This window comes from Acetobacter oeni (assembly GCF_011516825.1).
Lineage (GTDB): Bacteria > Pseudomonadota > Alphaproteobacteria > Acetobacterales > Acetobacteraceae > Acetobacter > Acetobacter oeni.
In genome coordinates this window covers 20,418-36,186 of the sequence record NZ_WOTA01000004.1, presented here as the reverse complement: position 1 = coordinate 36,186, position 15,769 = coordinate 20,418, and the positions used below count along the sequence as shown (strand labels likewise).

Here is a 15,769-nt window from a genome sequence, read left to right as displayed (position 1 = left end):
CGCTTACACCCAATAAGCCAGCCGCGCGCGCATCCGCGCAAACAGCGAAAATGAAACGATCCAGAGTGCGATGCTGTAAAGGACCGCGACGAGCCAGATGGAAGGTCTTACGCTCAGGCCCATGAAGGGGCCGCGGATGATCTCGATCAGGGGATAGCACGGATCGAGTAGCATATACTGGCGCCCGGCGTAAATCAGATCGGGTTTCCAGAGCACGGGCGTCACAAAAAACAGGATTTGCATTATGCTCGCGGTGACTGGCGGCATGTCCCGGAACCTCGCGCCGAGCACGCCGGTCAGAAGGGTGATGGCGTAAAGATCTGTTCCCCACAAAACGAGACCGGCCGGGATTTGCCAGTCTGGCACAGGCGCGATGCGGAAAATAATAAAGACAAGCGCAATGACGCCGACACTGTGGAGGAAGGTCAGGAAATTTCTCACGGTCACGCGCAGCACATGCAGGCTGAACGGCATTCTCATGGCGTGAATAAGGCCGGAAGAGCTGGTGAACGTCGCGCAGCCATCGGACACTGTGGTGTTGAGGTAGGCCCACAAAATCAGAGAAAATGACAGGAACGGCAGATAAATCCGCAGTTCGATGTGGAACAGCGTCGCATACAGCACGCCCATCGAGCCGACCAGAATCGCTGTTGAAATTGTCATCCAGAACGGTCCCAGCATGGAGCCGCGATAACGGAGTTTGATATCCAGCCAGCCCAGCGTCCAGCCGAGCCTGAACAGCGCGAAACCATCGCGGAAATCCCGCGCCGCATGGCGGATGTGAGCAAATCCTTTCTCGGGGCGCAGGTCCAGAACCGGCTCCGGTCCCTGCGCGGCGATTTCGGATCGCAGTTCCGGCTCATCGGGCACCGGCGGCCTGCGAGGCGAAGACACGTCCGCCATCGTGTTTTCAGCCGTTTCCGGGGCCGGTTGTTCGTTGCTGCTCATGCCAGCGCGATAGACAAGCCGGGCGGGAAGCGCAAGGAGAAGACCGTCACATCCGTTCCTCCGCCAGAAGGGCCAGAGGCAGTAATCCGGCGCTGGCCCGCTTGCCCAGAGCGCGTATTGCCGCGATGTCGAACCAGCCGACTTCCAGCGCGTCATCGCCGGCGCGCGCCGCCAGCGGCAGAAGCGGATCGACCGGACGGCAACGCACGGCGACGATCAGATAGTGGAACAGCAGCTGGCCATTTTCGGCGCGATGGATGGAATCAAACACAGAAAGAACGTCGCCGCCCTTAGCTTCCACCCCGGTTTCTTCCTTCAGTTCCCGCACCGCCGCGCACCGCATTTCCTCGCCTGGCTCGATCTTTCCGCCAGGGAATCCCCAGAGCCCCGCATCGGGCGGATTGGCCCTGCGGACGAGCAGAAATGCCCGGTCGCTGTCTCGTTGCATGACCGCGAGAACACCTCCGCGCGGACCCGGTATCGTTTCAGTCACTTGTAATTTCATCCAGTCTGTCGAGGTCACGGAGCCCTGGAAACAGACGCATCCAGAGGACCGTAACGATCAGGGTGCCGATCCCACCGAGCACCACGGCGGGAACGGCCCCTATGGCACTCGCCACCATGCCGCTCTCAAACTCACCAAGCTGATTCGATGAGCCGATAAACAGCATATTCACCGCCGAGACGCGGCCCCGCATTTCGTCCGGTGTGCCCAGCTGAACCAGGGCGCCACGGACCATGACGCTCACCACGTCGGCGGCGCCGAGCACCATCAGCGCGATCACGGATACCGCGACTGAGCGGGACAACCCGAAGACTATCGTCGCCACGCCGAAAATCGCCACGCTCAGAAACATGATTCTCCCGGCATGACGGTTGAGTGGCCAGCGGGTGAGAATTCCCGCCATCAGCATGGCTCCGACTGCCGGGCCGGCCCGGAGCAGGCCCAGGCCGGTCGATCCCGCATGCAGGATAGTGTCCGCATACAACGGCAGCAGCGCGGTCGCGCCGCCCAGCAGCACGGCGAACAGATCCAGAGAGATCGCACCCAGCATGGCGGGTTTACCGCGAAGGAAAGCGATCCCGCCGAAAACGGATTCCAGTGTCACGGGCTGCCGGGGGCGCACTGTGAATTGCAGCCGCATGACACCTGTCGCCACGGCCGAGACACCGAATCCGATGGCGCAGAGTGCGTAACAGGTATCCGCGCCCAGCCCGTAGAGCACGCCGCCAAGAGACGGGCCGGCTATGGAGGCCACCTGGAACAGCGAGGATGACAGCGCCGATGCTTTCGGAAACAGTGACGCGGGGACCAGGGAAGGCAAAAATGTCTGCTGCGCCGGCATTTCAAATGCGCGACAGGCTCCGAACAGCATCACCATTGCGTAAATGCCCCAGGGTCCGAGGACGTGTTCAAAAGAGAGGATCGCCATGATGGCGGCCGAGCAGGTTTCAACGATCTGACAGATCATCACGATCCGGCGTCTGTTGAACTGATCCGCTGCGTGTCCGGCGGGAAAGATCAGAGCGAACATGGGCAGGAACTGCATCAGGCCGACGAATCCCAGGGCGGCGGCACTGTGTGTCAGTGCGTAGATCTGCCAGCCGACCGCCACGGACTGCACCTGGGATGAGAAGGCGGCGACATTGCGCCCGACGAGACAGGCCAGCAGTCCCGGCTGACGAAGCAGGGCTGTATCGGTCATGGTTTGCTCAGACATGCAGCGTCTCTAGCAGGCCGCGCGCGCTCTGGCACGGGGCTGATAATGATCCGCGTTGCAAATGACCCGGCGCACGGGCAATACCAGCCTTTAACGCTCGTCCCAACCGCCTCCCGGTGGCGACGCGGCGCGTTCCGGGACCACTGAAAGGCTATGGCAAAGATGGCAACCAATTACGCAACCGTGACATGGGACCAGCTCCATCGCGATGCCCGGCTTCTGTCGGAAACACTGATGTCACGCGGGCCATTCAGGGGGATCGTTGCCGTATCGCGCGGGGGCCTGATTCCTGCTGCCATCATTGCCCGCGAACTGGACTGCCGGCTGATCGAAAGTATTTCCGTCGTTACCTATCAGAACGAGGAAGAACGCGGAGAGCCACGGATCATCAAAGACCCGGTCGCTGCGGGAGACGGAGACGGATTCCTGGTTATCGACGATCTGGTCGATTCCGGTGTGACCGCGCAGGCTGTTCGCAAGCGCCTGCCGAAAGCGGTTTTTGCGTGCCTCTATGCCAAGCCCAGCGGCAAGCCTCTTACGGATCTGTTCGTGGTCGAGGTACCGCAGGACACCTGGGTTCTGTTTCCGTGGGATACCGCGCCGCTCTTCGTGCCGCCGCTCGCCCGCAAGCCGGCACCGACTGCGTAAATCATGTCCGGTGTTGCTCAGTCTGGCCAGCCTTTACCGGCCACCGAAGGTGCCGATCCCGCTTTCGATGCTTTCGATACCTGGCCGGTTTCCACGCAACTCGGTGCTCTGTGGCAATCCCAGCTTGCGGCTGCCGCAATCGTCTCCTCAGCCCTCCCTGCCCTCTCTGTCGCGGCGGAAGCCGCCCTGCCCTGTCTTCGCAATGGAGGACGGCTGATCTATGCCGGGGCCGGAAGCTCAGGACGGCTCGCGGCGCAGGATGGTGCGGAGCTTGAGCCGACTTATAACTGGCCACCGGAACGGTTGCTGCTCCTGATTGCGGGGGGACCGGGCGCACTTCTGAATGCCGTGGAAAACGCGGAAGACGATGAGGTCGCCGCCCGTGCTGCTGTGCGGGAGGCCGCTATCGGACCTGATGATGTTCTTGTCGGCGTCGCCGCCAGTGGCCGCACCCCTTACACTGTTGCTGCTGTCGAAGCGGCCCGCAGCGCGGGGGCTCTGACCATCGGCATTGCGAACGTACCTGAGACACCGTTGCTTCTGGGTGCGGCGTGTCCGGTCTTCGTTGGCACCGGTGCCGAGCCGATCGCCGGTTCGACACGCATGAAGGCCGGAACCGCCCAGAAAATCGTTCTGAATCTGCTCTCCACGACCCTGATGACCGGTCTCGGACGCGTTTATCGTGCTCAGATGGTCGATATGCGCAGTCGGAACGCGAAACTGCGCCGCCGGGCTGTCCGGATGGTGATGGGGCTTGCCGCCTGCCCTGAAGCGACGGCCCGAATCGCTCTGGAGCAGACGGACGGGCACGTTAAACCGGCTGTTCTTATCGCGCGCGGAACGGACAGAGATGAGGCGCTGGCTGCACTTTCCCGCAACAGCGATAATCTTCGTAACGCGATCAACGAATTGGGACTTGCCAGCAGCCGGCGAGATACTTAAACACCGCCCTGTGTCGGGGCGTAGCTCAGCCTGGTAGAGCGCCTGCTTTGGGAGCAGGATGTCGCAAGTTCGAATCCTGTCGCCCCGACCATTTCGATACGATGACGTGACTGCACCGGAGAGGGCAAGCATGACGACACGGATCTACAGGCAGCCCAAGGCTGCCGGCCAGTCGGGTTTTCACGGCACTCATACCTGGGTTCTTGATTACGGTCAGTCCGCTCAGCGTCACCCTGATCCGCTGATGGGCTGGACGGGCAGCAGCAGAGATACGCAGTCGCAGGTTCGTCTTCGTTTCGAGAGCAGCGATGCTGCGGTGGCGTATGCCAGGAAACATGCTATCGCGTATAATCTTGAGCAGCCTGCCCCGGCTCATACACGCAAGCCAAAAGTTTACGCGGATAATTTCGCGGCTAATCGTGTCGAGAACTGGACGCACTGAATCTTCAGGTTCCGGGCTGTATAAGCCCCTTGTTTTTCCAGGAAGAACCTCCGATAAAACCCAGGCACGAGCCGAAGTGCTCCGCTGCGCGCCCTTAGCTCAGTTGGATAGAGCAACAGCCTTCTAAGCTGTGGGTCAATGGTTCGAATCCATTAGGGCGCGCCAGATTTTTCTTTACCTGAAAAATATAGTTTCTGTCGTAATTATCCTGACAGTCGGACGATGGGATGCCATTCCAGCGATGGCCGGTTTGTTCTCATCCGGCTACGGCGATGCGGCGCCCCTGATCTGTAACGTCGTGACATGCTGCCGGTCATCGACCAGCACGATTCCGGAGAGTGTCAGCGTTTCGCCCGTATCGGCGAACTGAAGTGTTAGCAGGCCATCCGACATTCGGTCCGTTTTGGCCATCGACATCTGCAGAACGCCCGGAGAGCGCCTGACCGAGGTGACTGTCACCGGACCGCTGAGCCTGACCGGTCGCGCCAGAAGGAGCCCCAGAGGCGTGTGCGACAGTCCCATCCGCGTGACAGCGCCGGTCTGAGGGTTGCTCAGCACCAGGTGCCCGTCTCCGGCCACGAGTGTCATTCCACGCGGTACGGAATAATCCAGCCGGAAGCTGCCCGGAGCGTAGCTCATCACCCCCGAACCGTGCCCTCCATCAATAAAAGTCTGCTCAAACAGAAGCCGCAACGATGTCAGATTGTTGAAATAGGCTTCAACCCGGGCAATATCGTGCTGATCGCCGCCCGAGAGTATTGCCGTGCCCGACTGCGCGCAGGCGGCCAGGGCCAGTCCGGCCAGAAGCATCGTCCGCCGGGACAGGCCGGGTCTCATCGGGCGGCTGTCTCGGCTGGCGTGCGAAGTGAGAGCGCAAGTGCGTGCAGGCCGTCAGCGAATTCCGGCTCCAGAAGGGCATGCACTCTGCGCGAGCGCGCGACCCGCGACACCCCGTCGAACGCTTCGCTCACAATCGCCAACCGGAAATGAGTCTCGGCAATTCCCTCTTGCGGTCCACGCGGGCGACCGACATGACCGGCGTGGCGATCGCTCTCATCCACGATCTCCAGCGTTACGGGAGACAGCTTCTCCTCAAGCAGTTTCCTGACGCGCTGCGCACGTGGTCCTGTTGCCTCTGATGCCATTACACGCCGTCCTCTCAGATCGTTTTCCGGGTCAGCTACACCGAAATCCCTCTTGCGCAGCGCCCGCAGGGGCACACATAACAGGTCGCATGAGGAGACGAAACACACGCCATCGGGCCTTTGATCCCGATCCGGATGCGCCACGGCAGTGCTGTGACGCGCCCGGCTGTGATGAAGAAGCCGGTTATCGCGCCCCCCGGTCACGTACGACGCTGAACGAATATTTCTGGTTCTGCCTGGATCATGTCCGGGAGTACAATTCCCGCTGGGATTATTATAAAGGGATGAGCGCGATCCAGATCGAGGCCCAGCTGCGCTCCGACGTTTCCTGGGACCGGCCGTCCTGGAAAGTCGGCCATATCGGTCGTCAGCCGTTCAGCGAGGAAGACATTCTGGACCCGCTGGATGTGCTCAACGCTTCCCGCGCTGACCGGGCGAGACGTCATCGCAAGGCGCGCGAGCCGAAGACGCCGGAGCCCCTGCGCGAGCCGCTCAGCACGATGGGGCTGAAATGGCCCGTGTCATTCGACGAGATAAAGGCGCGTTATAAAAGCCTCGCGAGAAAGCATCACCCGGATATTAATCATGGCGACCGGGATGCAGAAGAGAAACTGAAGGTCATCAATGTGGCCTACTCGACCCTGCGTGCCCATTTCGCATCGAACAGCGACGGCGGTCTCGAAAAATCTGCCTGATCGTGGCAGGCTCTGCCGCAACACAATGAACGGATTCATCATGAACGAAGCGAGCGACGAACTGGTCCCCACATCCGCCATCTCGGTCCCGGATCTCGAAGTCTCCGCCCGCGACGTCTTCGGCATCGACACGGATATGAAAGTTCCGGCCTTTTCGATCCGCACGGAGCACGTGCCGGAAATTGATACGTCCTACGTATTCGACCATGACACGACCCTGGCCGTTCTTGCCGGGTTCGCCTTCAACCGCCGCGTTCTTGTCCAGGGCTTCCACGGCACGGGTAAATCCTCGCATGTCGAGCAGATCTCGGCCCGGCTGAACTGGCCCTGTGTCCGCATCAATCTCGACAGCCACATCTCGCGCATCGATCTGATCGGCAAGGACGCCATCGTTCTGAAAGATGGTCAGCAGGTCACCGAATTCCGCGAAGGTCTGCTGCCCTGGTGTCTTCAGCATCCCTGTGCCCTCGTCTTCGATGAATACGATGCCGGACGTCCGGACGTGATGTTCGTCATCCAGCGCGTGCTGGAGGTCGACGGCAATCTCACGCTGCTCGATCAGAACCGCGTGATTCGTCCCAACCCGTTTTTTCGCCTCTTTGCCACGGCCAACACTGTGGGTCTTGGTGACACGACCGGTCTTTATCATGGCACCCAGCAGATCAATCAGGGCCAGATGGACCGCTGGAATATCGTTACGTCGCTGAACTACCTGCCTCACCAGCAGGAGGTCGCCATTGTTCAGTCGAAACTCGGCATCGCGCCGGACGATAAAAAGGCAAAACAGACGATCGATAACATGGTCGCGCTGGCTGGCCTTACCCGCTCCGGCTTCATGGCTGGCGACATCTCGACTGTCATGTCCCCGCGCACCGTGATTGCCTGGGCCGAGAACGACCGTATCTTCCACGATATTGCTTTCGCTTTCCGCGTTACCTTCCTCAACAAATGTGACGAAGCCGAGCGCGCGATGGTCGCGGAATACTACCAGCGCTGCTTCAATGTGGACCCGCTCGCAAAGCCTAAGCGCTGAAGCCATATAGTCCGTTGCGGGTGAACACGCCTGCACCGATCTGAAGACCGCCAGGATACACCGCCGGGGATGCGTTCCGTAGCCGGATAACGTCATGCTCCCGGCCCGCAGGAGACGACCGGACATGGCCGAACGCCCCAGTGCCCCGAACGCCTCGAGCCCGTCGGACGTAGCTGCCGAAAAGGCCGAAGCGTTCCGCCGCAATACGGTCGGTGTCCTGCGGGCCATCGGCGGACGGACAGACACGGAAGTCACCTTCCATGCAGGCAACATGCCGCCGGGGGCGCTTGATCAGGATGGTCCGGTGCGGCTGCCCATGCCTTCCCGCCATGCCACGGAAGATGAAGCCGCCCGTGTTCGCGGCGCAGCCGATGCCGCGGCTCTGCGTCTGCGGCATCATGATGCTGACCTGCACCGTTCCCGCCAGCCCGACGACGGGACGGCCCGGGCCGTGTACGACGCGCTCGAACAGGCCCGAATTGAAGCCATCGGTTCACGCTACATGCAGGGCGTTGCCGCCAATCTTGACCGGCGCATGGAGCAGGAATGCACCGATGCCGGCATTCCGCACATGACCAGCAGGGAGCAGCTCCCGACCGCTCTCGCGCTCGGTCTGCTCGCCCGCGAAAAACTCAGTGGCCGCCCGGCGCCGACATCTGCCCGCGCTCTTCTCAATGACTGGAGCCGGGAGCTGCCTCCGGAAGCGCAGACCGCTCTTTCCGGACTTGCCGCCGCTCAGAACGATCAGGAGGCCTATTCCCGCGCGGCCCGAAGCCTGATGGCGGCCTGCTCTCTTGTCGAAATGGACTCCGAACGTCCGGACAGTGACGAGGACGGGGACGTGGATATGTCTCAGGATGAAGAGGCCGGCGAAGAGCCGCCTCCGGAAACTGAGGATCATCCCCCCTCCGACGACACAGAGGAACAGGATGGCGGCCCGGAGCCGCAGCTTATGGAGCAGTCGGGCGAAGCCGGAGAGCCGGACGAGACATCCGATGCCGAAGGTGGCGAGGGCGAAGGCTCAGGCGACCCGTCCGGTCCGAATGAAGGCAGGCACGCTACGCCTGGCGATACTGCCAGTGGCTATCACGCCTATACGACGCAGTTCGATGAAGAAACGGCGGCGGAAGATCTTTGCGATGAGGATGAGCTGAGTCGGTTGCGCCAGCAGCTTGATCTTCAGCTTGCCAGTCTTTCCGGCGTGATCTCAAAACTGGCCAATCGCCTGCAGCGCAAACTGCTGGCGCAGCAGACTCGTGCCTGGGAGTTCGACCTTGAGGAAGGCATCCTGGATGCAGGCCGTCTCTCCCGTATAGTCGTCAATCCGATGCTTTCGCTTTCTTACAAACGCGAGCGCGAAACTGAGTTCCGCGATACGGTCGTTACCCTGCTGATCGATAATTCAGGCTCCATGCGCGGCAGACCGATTTCGGTCGCTGCCATGTGCGGCGATATCCTCGCCCGGACCCTGGAGCGGTGCGGTGTGAAGGTGGAGATCCTCGGTTTTACGACCCGGGCCTGGAAAGGCGGACAGAGTCGGGAGAAATGGACTGCTGAGGGGAAGCCGCCGAATCCCGGTCGCCTCAACGATCTTCGCCACATTATCTACAAGGCTGCCGACACGCCGCTCCGGCGTGCCCGCCGCAACCTAGGTCTGATGTTGCGCGAAGGGCTGCTCAAGGAAAACATTGACGGAGAAGCTCTGCTCTGGGCCGCCCGCCGACTGCGCGTGCGTCATGAGCAACGCCGCATTCTCATGGTCATCTCGGACGGCGCGCCCGTTGATGACAGCACGCTCTCCGTTAACCCCGGCTCCTATCTGGAAGATCATCTGCGCGAGGTCATTGCGAGTATCGAAAACAGAAAGGAAATTGAACTTATCGCCATTGGGATCGGTCATGACGTCACGCGTTATTATCGTCGCGCCGTCACGATCACCGACGCGGAAGAACTTGGTGGAACGATGATGAAAAAACTCTCGGAACTGTTCGACGAAGATCGCAGATCGGGCCGCCGCATTCAGGCCGCCTGACAGACACAGGCTTCTGAAAATCAGCCGGACGCGGGCAGGCTTCGCCGCGCCGCCAGGTCCAGCACTGCGTCCGCCATCTGGTCCACATCCGCCCGCGTCGTCCGGTGATTGACGATCGCCGCCCTGATGACCAGCCGGCCGCCAATCCGCGTTGTAGATGGCGCGGCAATGCCGCTTTCCTGAAGGTCTTTGACCAGTTCGGCATTGAACGAATCCTGCGCCGCTTCATTTCCATCCGCGAGGCTTACGCGAAAACAGACAATATTCAGGGAAACCGGCGCCATCAGTTCAAGCTTCGGTTCACGCTCTGCCCGTGCCGCCAGATGTTGTGCCACATCACAGCAGTGATCGACCATTTCTCCGAGGCGTTGCGTGCCATAGACGGACAGGGTTGCCCACACTTTCAGCGCCCGGAAGCCGCGTGACAGATCCGGACCCAGATCGCAGAACCATGGGGCTCCCGCCGCCAGTCCCCGATCCTCGCGTGACAGATAAGACAGAGTCTGCGCGAAAGCGGCGGCATGGCGGACCGGATCGCGAACGATTACGCAGCCTGCATCGTAGGGAACCTGCGCCCATTTGTGAAAATCGAACGCCAGACTGTCGGCCTGTCCAATTGCCTCCAGCGCGGGACGGAAACGGTCTGACAGAACAGCCAGTGCCCCGAATGCGCCGTCGACGTGAAACCAGAGACCTTCTGCCTTTGCTACCGCCGCAATGTCATTCAGCGGATCGATCGCCCCCGTATCCACCGTGCCTGCCGTGCCGACCACGAGGAATGGTTCCAGCCCGGCAGCCCGATCCGCCGCGATCATCTTTCTGAGCGCAGTCACATCCATACGGAAGGCCTCATCCACCGGGATCAGACGAAGTGCCTCCGTTCCCAGGCCAGCCAGATCGAAAGCCCGGCTCACGCAGCCATGCACCGTCCGGGCCGCGTAGCCGGTGAGTTTCCGGCTCTGTAGTCCGGTGGTCCGCATTTTCACGCCATCCGGTTGTGCGCGGGAAGCGACGATCACCGCGATGAAATTTGCCATCGACGAGCCGGTTACCAGCAGACCGGAGGCTGTTTCCGGCAGCCCCATGACCGTGGCTGCCCAGCGAATAACCATGCGTTCGACTTCCACGGGCGCATGATCCCTGCCCCCGAGATTGGCGTTCAGTCCCGCCGCCAGCATCTCTGCCAGCATACCGATCGCCGTTCCGCCGCCATGCACCCAGCCCATAAATCCGGGATGCCGATTTCCTGTGGAATATGGCAGAACTTCGCGGGCAAAATGATCAAAGAAGTCGGCCGGGTCTTCGCCTTTCCGGGGCACAGGAGCCTCACGAAAACCTGTCCTGATGGCATCGGGCACGGGCTGCCAGACCGGCCTGTCCCGCAACGTGGCGAGATTATCGATCATGGCATCGAGCATACGATGCCCCTGTGTTCGCAGTTGCTCCCAGTCATTGCCGGACGGATCAAGTGACGAAGAAGAAAATTCGTAGTCTGTCATTCAGATCTGTCCCTGATACAATTTACACTCGCCGGCAGTCGTGAAACCGGCTTTAACATAAAGTTGCTGCGCTTCTGAGAAGCGGAAAATGACTTTTCAGCCAGCATTGCAAGTCAGTAAAATCAGTAGCAGAGCCTCCGGCCCAGCACAGGTCGGCTATGATATCGGGAGAAATGCAAGTCCATGTTCTTTGAGGGTTTTTCTCTCGTCACGCAGGACGTGCAGGGTGTGCGATATCGTTTCCGGTCCGGTGGCACCGCGCCGGATGCGATCTTTCTTCTGCATGGTCGTCCGGAAACGCATGTCATGTGGCATCGTGTCGGACCTTTGCTTGCCCGATATTACACGGTCATTTGTCCGGATCTTCACCCGGAGCGTTCACCGGAACAGCAGGTCAATGATCTTCTGACGCTCGCAACGATCACGGGACACGATAAATTCGTGATTGTCGGACAGGATTACGGTGCTCATCTGGGTTATCTCACAGCGGCCACGGCACCGGACCGCGTTCAGGCCCTGGTTCTCATGGAGGCCCTTCCCGCCGCCACTCACGAGGGGCGGGACGACATGGCTTTTTCGCTTGCTCAGTATAACAGTTGCTGGTTTGCGCAACTCCATCCCAAGCCGGAATCCCATACGATACCGGTTCCCGCTGAATGGCTGGAAAAACCACTCCCGGCAGAGAGTGTATTTGCTCCGGAAGCCGTGGCAGATTACCTGTCGGCATCAATATGGCAGCATGCCAGAACGGTTACCTGGGCGGCTGCCTGTCATCCGATCCGGTGCCCGGTTCTCGTATTGTGGGCGGCATCCGGTCGCATCGGCGGATGGTATGATCCTGTCAGACGCTGGTGCGATGTAACATCTGCTCCGACGGAAGGTCATGCGATCAACGGTCTGCATTTTCTTGCGGAAGAAGCACCCGGGGACGTTGAAACTGCCATCAGCCTGTTTCTGGAACATTGTATTCCGGAATAACCGTGTCGGACAGGAATTCAGATTTTATCCGAACAGTTGTGAGATAAGTGATGTGCTGGACGATGTTATGCCAAACAGACTAAGCGTCGAATTCGTGCTTCCATCCGCGCCATAGAGCGAGAGCAGCGTATTGGTCTTTGTCACGGTCTGTGGCGCGTACTGAAGGGTTGCCAGGTAGCGTTCAGCATATTGCTGAATTTTTTTGGTCGAAGAAAAATCCGTCAGATTAACGGCTTTGCTGAGCAACTGTTTCTGCTCGTCATAATTCAGAGCGCCAAACTGCGTTGGGTTAAAGCCGGAAACTGTCTCAACAACGGTCAGAAGCTTTGAGTCCGACATAATGTCATCAAGTGTCATGCTGGTGGTCATGGATCGGGTGAAATAGAGGGCGTTCCCGACGCCGGACACTGTTCCCGTGGTCGAATCAGAGCTTTCAAGCGACGTTTCGTATGCCTGCTGTTCATAGTTAGAAACAGTACTCTCCAGTGCCGTTGGATCGGCGAAAGGAGATGTCGAGGAAGAAGATGAGGAAGTCGACACTTCATTCCATGCTGAAAACGCTTCGGCAAATTTCAGCCAGGTCGCATTGTCTGATTTTTTTGCCACAGACGTCGATGAGGTTGGGTCCTGAGTCAGCAAGTCTTTCACCAGAGCCGTTTCGCTGGCGAGGGAGCTCAGACCGTAGGCCCCCAGGACGACGGTCAGCGCTTTATAATTTTTCAGCAGCGCATCAGCGGAAGTAATGCCAGGCGCCGTCTCTTCAAAGGATTTGACGTAGTTGCTCACAGTGGAGTCCGTTTTCGCATAGGTCTCAGCAGCCTTCGTCTCATTGCTCTCGTCAGCGAGATAGGTCGAAACGGGTGAAAGACCCGAAATAGTGCCGGACATGAAACAAGCCTCCAGATCGACCGCGTTTTGCAGCCGTATATGAACAGGTATCCGCAGACTGAAAGATTTAATTTAACAACGGGTTAACTGTCTTCCCGCCCAGGGTCCTCCGGGCGGCTCAGGCCTCGAACACCATTTATGGCTTGGCGCCTGAAGTTTTTCTTGCTTGAGTGTAATGAACTCTTCCGGGCCTTCAGTGTTCGAAAGAGAAAACTGGCAGGAGCAGGCATTGGCTGATAAAATCGACGTATCGTCGGGACAGATACCAGCCGGACACGATATTCCGGACCGCTCAGGTCTTTTCTCAGATTACCGGAATGGTCATTTCTTCTGCGAACTGACAAACAGTGGTGGCCCGTCAGATCCCCGGATTGATCTTATCCGTGACCGCCTCACCAGCCTGCCTCTTCATGACCTGCGCGCCCGTGCGAAACAGGCCGAACAGGAGCTCTACAATCTCGGAATCACTTTCACTGTCTATTCCGAGCGCGATGCTATTGATCGTATTCTGCCGTTCGATCTCATTCCGCGTATTCTGACGCAGCCGGAATGGCAGCACATTGACGCCGGCGTCCGGCAACGTGTCCGGGCCCTGAATATGTTTCTGTGGGATATTTATCACGACCGGAACATTCTCCGGGACGGAGTCATTCCGCGCGATCTCGTTCTGGGGAATGCAAATTACTGTCCTGCCATGATCGGACTGGATGTGCCCGGCGGTACCTACGTCCACATCAGCGGCACAGATCTGGTCCGTGACGATTCCGGCCGGTTTCTTGTGCTGGAAGACAACGTGAGGACTCCGTCCGGTGTGTCCTATGTCATCGAAAACCGCCATACGACGCTTCGCGTCATGCCTGATATTGCCGCCGGGATAGATCTGATGCCGGTGGATGATTACGGCATGCGCCTGCAGAATGCGCTTGCCGAACTGGCGCCGGCAGGGGTTTCCGATCCGCAGGTCGTTCTGCTCTCTCCCGGAATCTACAATTCGGCTTATTTTGAACACGTTTTTCTCGCCCGTGAAATGGGCGTGCCACTGGTTGAAGGCCGCGATCTCGTCGCCGAAAACGACCGCATTTATATGCGTACAACCGCTGGTCTGCGCCCCGTCCACTCGATCTACCGCCGTCTGAACGACGATTTTCTCGATCCCGAAGCCTTTGACCCGACAAGTATGCTCGGTGTTCCCGGCCTCGTCGAAGCCTACCGCAAGAATAACGTCACGATTGCCAATGCCATTGGCACCGGCGTTGCCGACGACAAAGCCGTCTATGCCTATATGCCCCGCATCATCCGCTACTATCTTTCGGAAGAGCCGGTTCTTTCCAACGTCGAGACACATATCTGCGCCGAGCCCGAAGGCCTAGCTTACACGCTCGCCAATCTCGCGGAACTGGTCGTCAAACCCGTCGGGGAATCCGGTGGCTACGGCCTGATCATCGGTCCTCACGCCACAAAAGGCGAGCTTGCTGAGTTTCGAACCAAGCTGGAAGCCGATCCGGCAAACTACATCAGCCAGCCGGTCATCAGTCTCTCCGTTTCACCGACGCTGTGCGAGAACGGCCTTGAACCTCGACACGTCGATCTGCGTCCTTTCGCCGTTACCGGACACTCCACCTGGGTCCTTCCCGGCGGTCTGTCGCGGGTGGCCCTTCGTCGCGGATCACTCGTCGTCAATTCGTCACAGGGCGGCGGGTCCAAGGACACATGGGTGCTTGCACAATGACTACGACCATAGATCCGATCGCGACCGTTCCGCTACCGCTGCTGTCCCGTTATGCGGAATGTACCATGTGGCTGGCGCGATATATGGAGCGCATCGAAAACCTGGCCCGCATCATCGACGTTACCGAGACCTTCGTTCGCAGCGGAGCCTCCGATGGCTGGCGCGGCATCGTGCAGATCAATGCCGATGAGGAACGGTTCTTCGCCACGCATGATGCGACCACAGCCCGGAGTGTTATCGCTTTTTATACGATCGACACGGAAAACCCGACTTCGATTGTTTCACTTGCTCATGCCGCGCGGGAAAATGCCCGCTCGCTCCGCCCCGTTATTTCCACGGAAATGTGGTCCCAGCTCAACATCTTTACAAAATTCATTCGCGGTCTGGGCAGGGAGGATATTCGCCCGAGCGAGATCTTTCAGCTTTGCGCCCGCATAAAACAGGAGTGCCAGACCCATACCGGCATTACCGAAGGAACATTTTATCGCGATCAGGCCAGTATTTTTTACAACGCCGGCCGGCATCTGGAACGCGCCGACCAGATCACGCGCCTCATTGATATCAAATATCACACGCTGCTTCCGTCCGAGGCGGGCGTCGGCTCTGAAGTGGATATCAGTCAGTGGTCTGCCGTCCTGCGTTCCGCGGCGGGCTATCACGCCTATCGCCGTGTCATGACGGCCGATATCCGGCCCTCAAGCATCGTCGGCTTTCTCCTTAAGAGCGAGGCCTTTCCCCGCTCGCTTTCAACAAATCTGCGCCTGCTGCACGGCAATCTCACGCAGCTTCGCCGCGATTATTACCTTCGGGGCGCTTCTCCTATCGTTGGTCGTATCGAGCACCTGCGGAATATTCTTGGTCAGCAGACAGCGCAGGAAATCATCGTGAGAGGTCTGCATGAATTCAATGACTGGATTCAGCATGAGCTGCAGGTTATCCAGACTGAAATTGCCGGCGCCTTCTGGCCGAAGCCTGGCATGGCCGCAATAATTGCTGAATCTCCTGAGCCGGCTCCGGCCAGCGGTCAGACTCAATCCCAATCCTGAGCACACGGTCACAATAAAGCAAA

Annotated in this window: 16 protein-coding genes and 2 tRNA genes; 11 read left to right on the top strand and 7 right to left on the bottom strand. The window is 59.3% G+C overall.

Annotated elements, in window-relative coordinates; all coding sequences use genetic code 11:
- Nucleotides 1-3: 3 nt before the first annotated feature.
- The 3 genes from GOB90_RS03720 to GOB90_RS03710 are packed head-to-tail and all read right to left on the bottom strand — an operon-like array spanning nucleotide 4 to nucleotide 2,669.
- A complete protein-coding gene (locus GOB90_RS03720) occupies nucleotides 4-948 on the bottom strand; it encodes an ABC transporter permease (protein ID WP_146885874.1) in 945 nt (314 codons plus the stop codon).
- Nucleotides 949-994: 46 nt separating this feature from the next.
- Nucleotides 995-1,441 carry an NUDIX hydrolase gene (locus GOB90_RS03715; protein ID WP_338077421.1) on the bottom strand — a complete coding sequence of 149 codons (447 nt, stop codon included), beginning with the start codon at nucleotides 1,439-1,441 and terminating at the stop codon, nucleotides 995-997.
- Nucleotides 1,434-2,669, bottom strand: coding sequence for an MFS transporter (locus GOB90_RS03710; RefSeq protein WP_146885870.1), 1,236 nt, complete (start codon nucleotides 2,667-2,669; stop codon nucleotides 1,434-1,436). The genes GOB90_RS03715 and GOB90_RS03710 overlap by 8 nt, the downstream gene beginning before the upstream one ends.
- A gap of 162 nt (nucleotides 2,670-2,831) precedes the next feature.
- On the opposite strand from GOB90_RS03710, the gene gpt reads away from it, so the two are divergent.
- From gpt to GOB90_RS03685, 5 genes are all read left to right on the top strand, one after another.
- Nucleotides 2,832-3,317, top strand: a complete 486-nt coding sequence (gene gpt, locus GOB90_RS03705) for a xanthine phosphoribosyltransferase (protein ID WP_146886054.1) — start codon at nucleotides 2,832-2,834, stop codon at nucleotides 3,315-3,317.
- Nucleotides 3,318-3,320: 3 nt separating this feature from the next.
- Nucleotides 3,321-4,259: an N-acetylmuramic acid 6-phosphate etherase gene (locus GOB90_RS03700; protein WP_146885868.1), complete on the top strand. Its 939-nt coding sequence runs from the start codon at nucleotides 3,321-3,323 to the stop codon at nucleotides 4,257-4,259.
- A 14-nt stretch (nucleotides 4,260-4,273) separates the two neighbouring features.
- A tRNA-Pro gene (locus GOB90_RS03695) sits at nucleotides 4,274-4,350 on the top strand.
- Nucleotides 4,351-4,389: 39 nt separating this feature from the next.
- Nucleotides 4,390-4,701: an ETC complex I subunit gene (locus GOB90_RS03690; RefSeq protein WP_146885866.1), complete on the top strand. Its 312-nt coding sequence runs from the start codon at nucleotides 4,390-4,392 to the stop codon at nucleotides 4,699-4,701.
- Nucleotides 4,702-4,789: 88 nt separating this feature from the next.
- A tRNA-Arg gene (locus GOB90_RS03685) sits at nucleotides 4,790-4,866 on the top strand.
- A 99-nt stretch (nucleotides 4,867-4,965) separates the two neighbouring features.
- Here the strand turns inward: GOB90_RS03685 and GOB90_RS03680 are convergent.
- Together GOB90_RS03680 and GOB90_RS03675 are read right to left on the bottom strand one after the other, a co-directional pair.
- Nucleotides 4,966-5,538, bottom strand: a complete 573-nt coding sequence (locus tag GOB90_RS03680) for a LolA family protein (RefSeq protein ID WP_146885864.1) — start codon at nucleotides 5,536-5,538, stop codon at nucleotides 4,966-4,968.
- Nucleotides 5,535-5,846, bottom strand: coding sequence for a BolA family protein (locus tag GOB90_RS03675; RefSeq protein ID WP_146885862.1), 312 nt, complete (start codon nucleotides 5,844-5,846; stop codon nucleotides 5,535-5,537). Before GOB90_RS03675 ends, GOB90_RS03680 begins: the two co-directional genes overlap by 4 nt.
- Nucleotides 5,847-5,935: 89 nt before the next feature.
- Here GOB90_RS03675 and GOB90_RS03670 point away from each other — a divergent pair, with 89 nt between their 5' ends.
- From GOB90_RS03670 to cobT, 3 genes are all read left to right on the top strand, one after another.
- Nucleotides 5,936-6,541, top strand: coding sequence for a J domain-containing protein (locus GOB90_RS03670; RefSeq protein ID WP_146885860.1), 606 nt, complete (start codon nucleotides 5,936-5,938; stop codon nucleotides 6,539-6,541).
- Nucleotides 6,542-6,581: 40 nt separating this feature from the next.
- Nucleotides 6,582-7,574, top strand: coding sequence for a cobaltochelatase subunit CobS (gene cobS / locus GOB90_RS03665; protein ID WP_146885858.1), 993 nt, complete (start codon nucleotides 6,582-6,584; stop codon nucleotides 7,572-7,574).
- A 124-nt stretch (nucleotides 7,575-7,698) separates the two neighbouring features.
- Nucleotides 7,699-9,606: a cobaltochelatase subunit CobT gene (gene cobT, locus GOB90_RS03660; protein ID WP_146885856.1), complete on the top strand. Its 1,908-nt coding sequence runs from the start codon at nucleotides 7,699-7,701 to the stop codon at nucleotides 9,604-9,606.
- 20 nt (nucleotides 9,607-9,626) lie between these two features.
- On the opposite strand, the gene GOB90_RS03655 is transcribed toward cobT, so the two are convergent.
- Nucleotides 9,627-11,105 carry a pyridoxal phosphate-dependent decarboxylase family protein gene (locus GOB90_RS03655; RefSeq protein ID WP_146885854.1) on the bottom strand — a complete coding sequence of 493 codons (1,479 nt, stop codon included), beginning with the start codon at nucleotides 11,103-11,105 and terminating at the stop codon, nucleotides 9,627-9,629.
- Nucleotides 11,106-11,288: 183 nt separating this feature from the next.
- Here GOB90_RS03655 and GOB90_RS03650 point away from each other — a divergent pair, with 183 nt between their 5' ends.
- Entirely contained in the window at nucleotides 11,289-12,083 is a 795-nt protein-coding gene (locus GOB90_RS03650; protein WP_146885851.1) for an alpha/beta fold hydrolase, read from the top strand.
- A gap of 24 nt (nucleotides 12,084-12,107) precedes the next feature.
- Here GOB90_RS03650 and GOB90_RS03645 read toward each other — a convergent pair whose 3' ends face one another.
- Nucleotides 12,108-12,971 (bottom strand): DUF1217 domain-containing protein, encoded by an 864-nt coding sequence (locus tag GOB90_RS03645; RefSeq protein WP_146885849.1) that lies wholly within the window; start codon nucleotides 12,969-12,971, stop codon nucleotides 12,108-12,110.
- 262 nt (nucleotides 12,972-13,233) lie between these two features.
- On the opposite strand from GOB90_RS03645, the gene GOB90_RS03640 reads away from it, so the two are divergent.
- A complete protein-coding gene (locus GOB90_RS03640; RefSeq protein WP_261765918.1) occupies nucleotides 13,234-14,700 on the top strand; it encodes a circularly permuted type 2 ATP-grasp protein in 1,467 nt (488 codons plus the stop codon).
- Nucleotides 14,682-15,746, top strand: coding sequence for an alpha-E domain-containing protein (locus GOB90_RS03635; protein ID WP_146885846.1), 1,065 nt, complete (start codon nucleotides 14,682-14,684; stop codon nucleotides 15,744-15,746). Before GOB90_RS03640 ends, GOB90_RS03635 begins: the two co-directional genes overlap by 19 nt.
- Nucleotides 15,747-15,769: the final 23 nt, after the last annotated feature.

What these genes read in the sequence shown, in the direction of transcription:
- GOB90_RS03720 (WP_146885874.1), bottom strand. Translation starts at nt 948, where the DNA reads ATGAGCAGCAACGAACAACCGGCCCCGGAAACGGCTGAAAACACGATG.
- GOB90_RS03710 (WP_146885870.1), bottom strand. Translation starts at nt 2,669, where the DNA reads ATGTCTGAGCAAACCATGACCGATACAGCCCTGCTTCGTCAGCCGGGA.
- gpt (WP_146886054.1), top strand. Translation starts at nt 2,832, where the DNA reads ATGGCAACCAATTACGCAACCGTGACATGGGACCAGCTCCATCGCGAT.
- GOB90_RS03700 (WP_146885868.1), top strand. Translation starts at nt 3,321, where the DNA reads ATGTCCGGTGTTGCTCAGTCTGGCCAGCCTTTACCGGCCACCGAAGGT.
- GOB90_RS03690 (WP_146885866.1), top strand. Translation starts at nt 4,390, where the DNA reads ATGACGACACGGATCTACAGGCAGCCCAAGGCTGCCGGCCAGTCGGGT.
- GOB90_RS03680 (WP_146885864.1), bottom strand. Translation starts at nt 5,538, where the DNA reads ATGAGACCCGGCCTGTCCCGGCGGACGATGCTTCTGGCCGGACTGGCC.
- GOB90_RS03675 (WP_146885862.1), bottom strand. Translation starts at nt 5,846, where the DNA reads ATGGCATCAGAGGCAACAGGACCACGTGCGCAGCGCGTCAGGAAACTG.
- GOB90_RS03670 (WP_146885860.1), top strand. Translation starts at nt 5,936, where the DNA reads ATGAGGAGACGAAACACACGCCATCGGGCCTTTGATCCCGATCCGGAT.
- cobS (WP_146885858.1), top strand. Translation starts at nt 6,582, where the DNA reads ATGAACGAAGCGAGCGACGAACTGGTCCCCACATCCGCCATCTCGGTC.
- cobT (WP_146885856.1), top strand. Translation starts at nt 7,699, where the DNA reads ATGGCCGAACGCCCCAGTGCCCCGAACGCCTCGAGCCCGTCGGACGTA.
- GOB90_RS03655 (WP_146885854.1), bottom strand. Translation starts at nt 11,105, where the DNA reads ATGACAGACTACGAATTTTCTTCTTCGTCACTTGATCCGTCCGGCAAT.
- GOB90_RS03650 (WP_146885851.1), top strand. Translation starts at nt 11,289, where the DNA reads ATGTTCTTTGAGGGTTTTTCTCTCGTCACGCAGGACGTGCAGGGTGTG.
- GOB90_RS03645 (WP_146885849.1), bottom strand. Translation starts at nt 12,971, where the DNA reads ATGTCCGGCACTATTTCGGGTCTTTCACCCGTTTCGACCTATCTCGCT.
- GOB90_RS03635 (WP_146885846.1), top strand. Translation starts at nt 14,682, where the DNA reads ATGGGTGCTTGCACAATGACTACGACCATAGATCCGATCGCGACCGTT.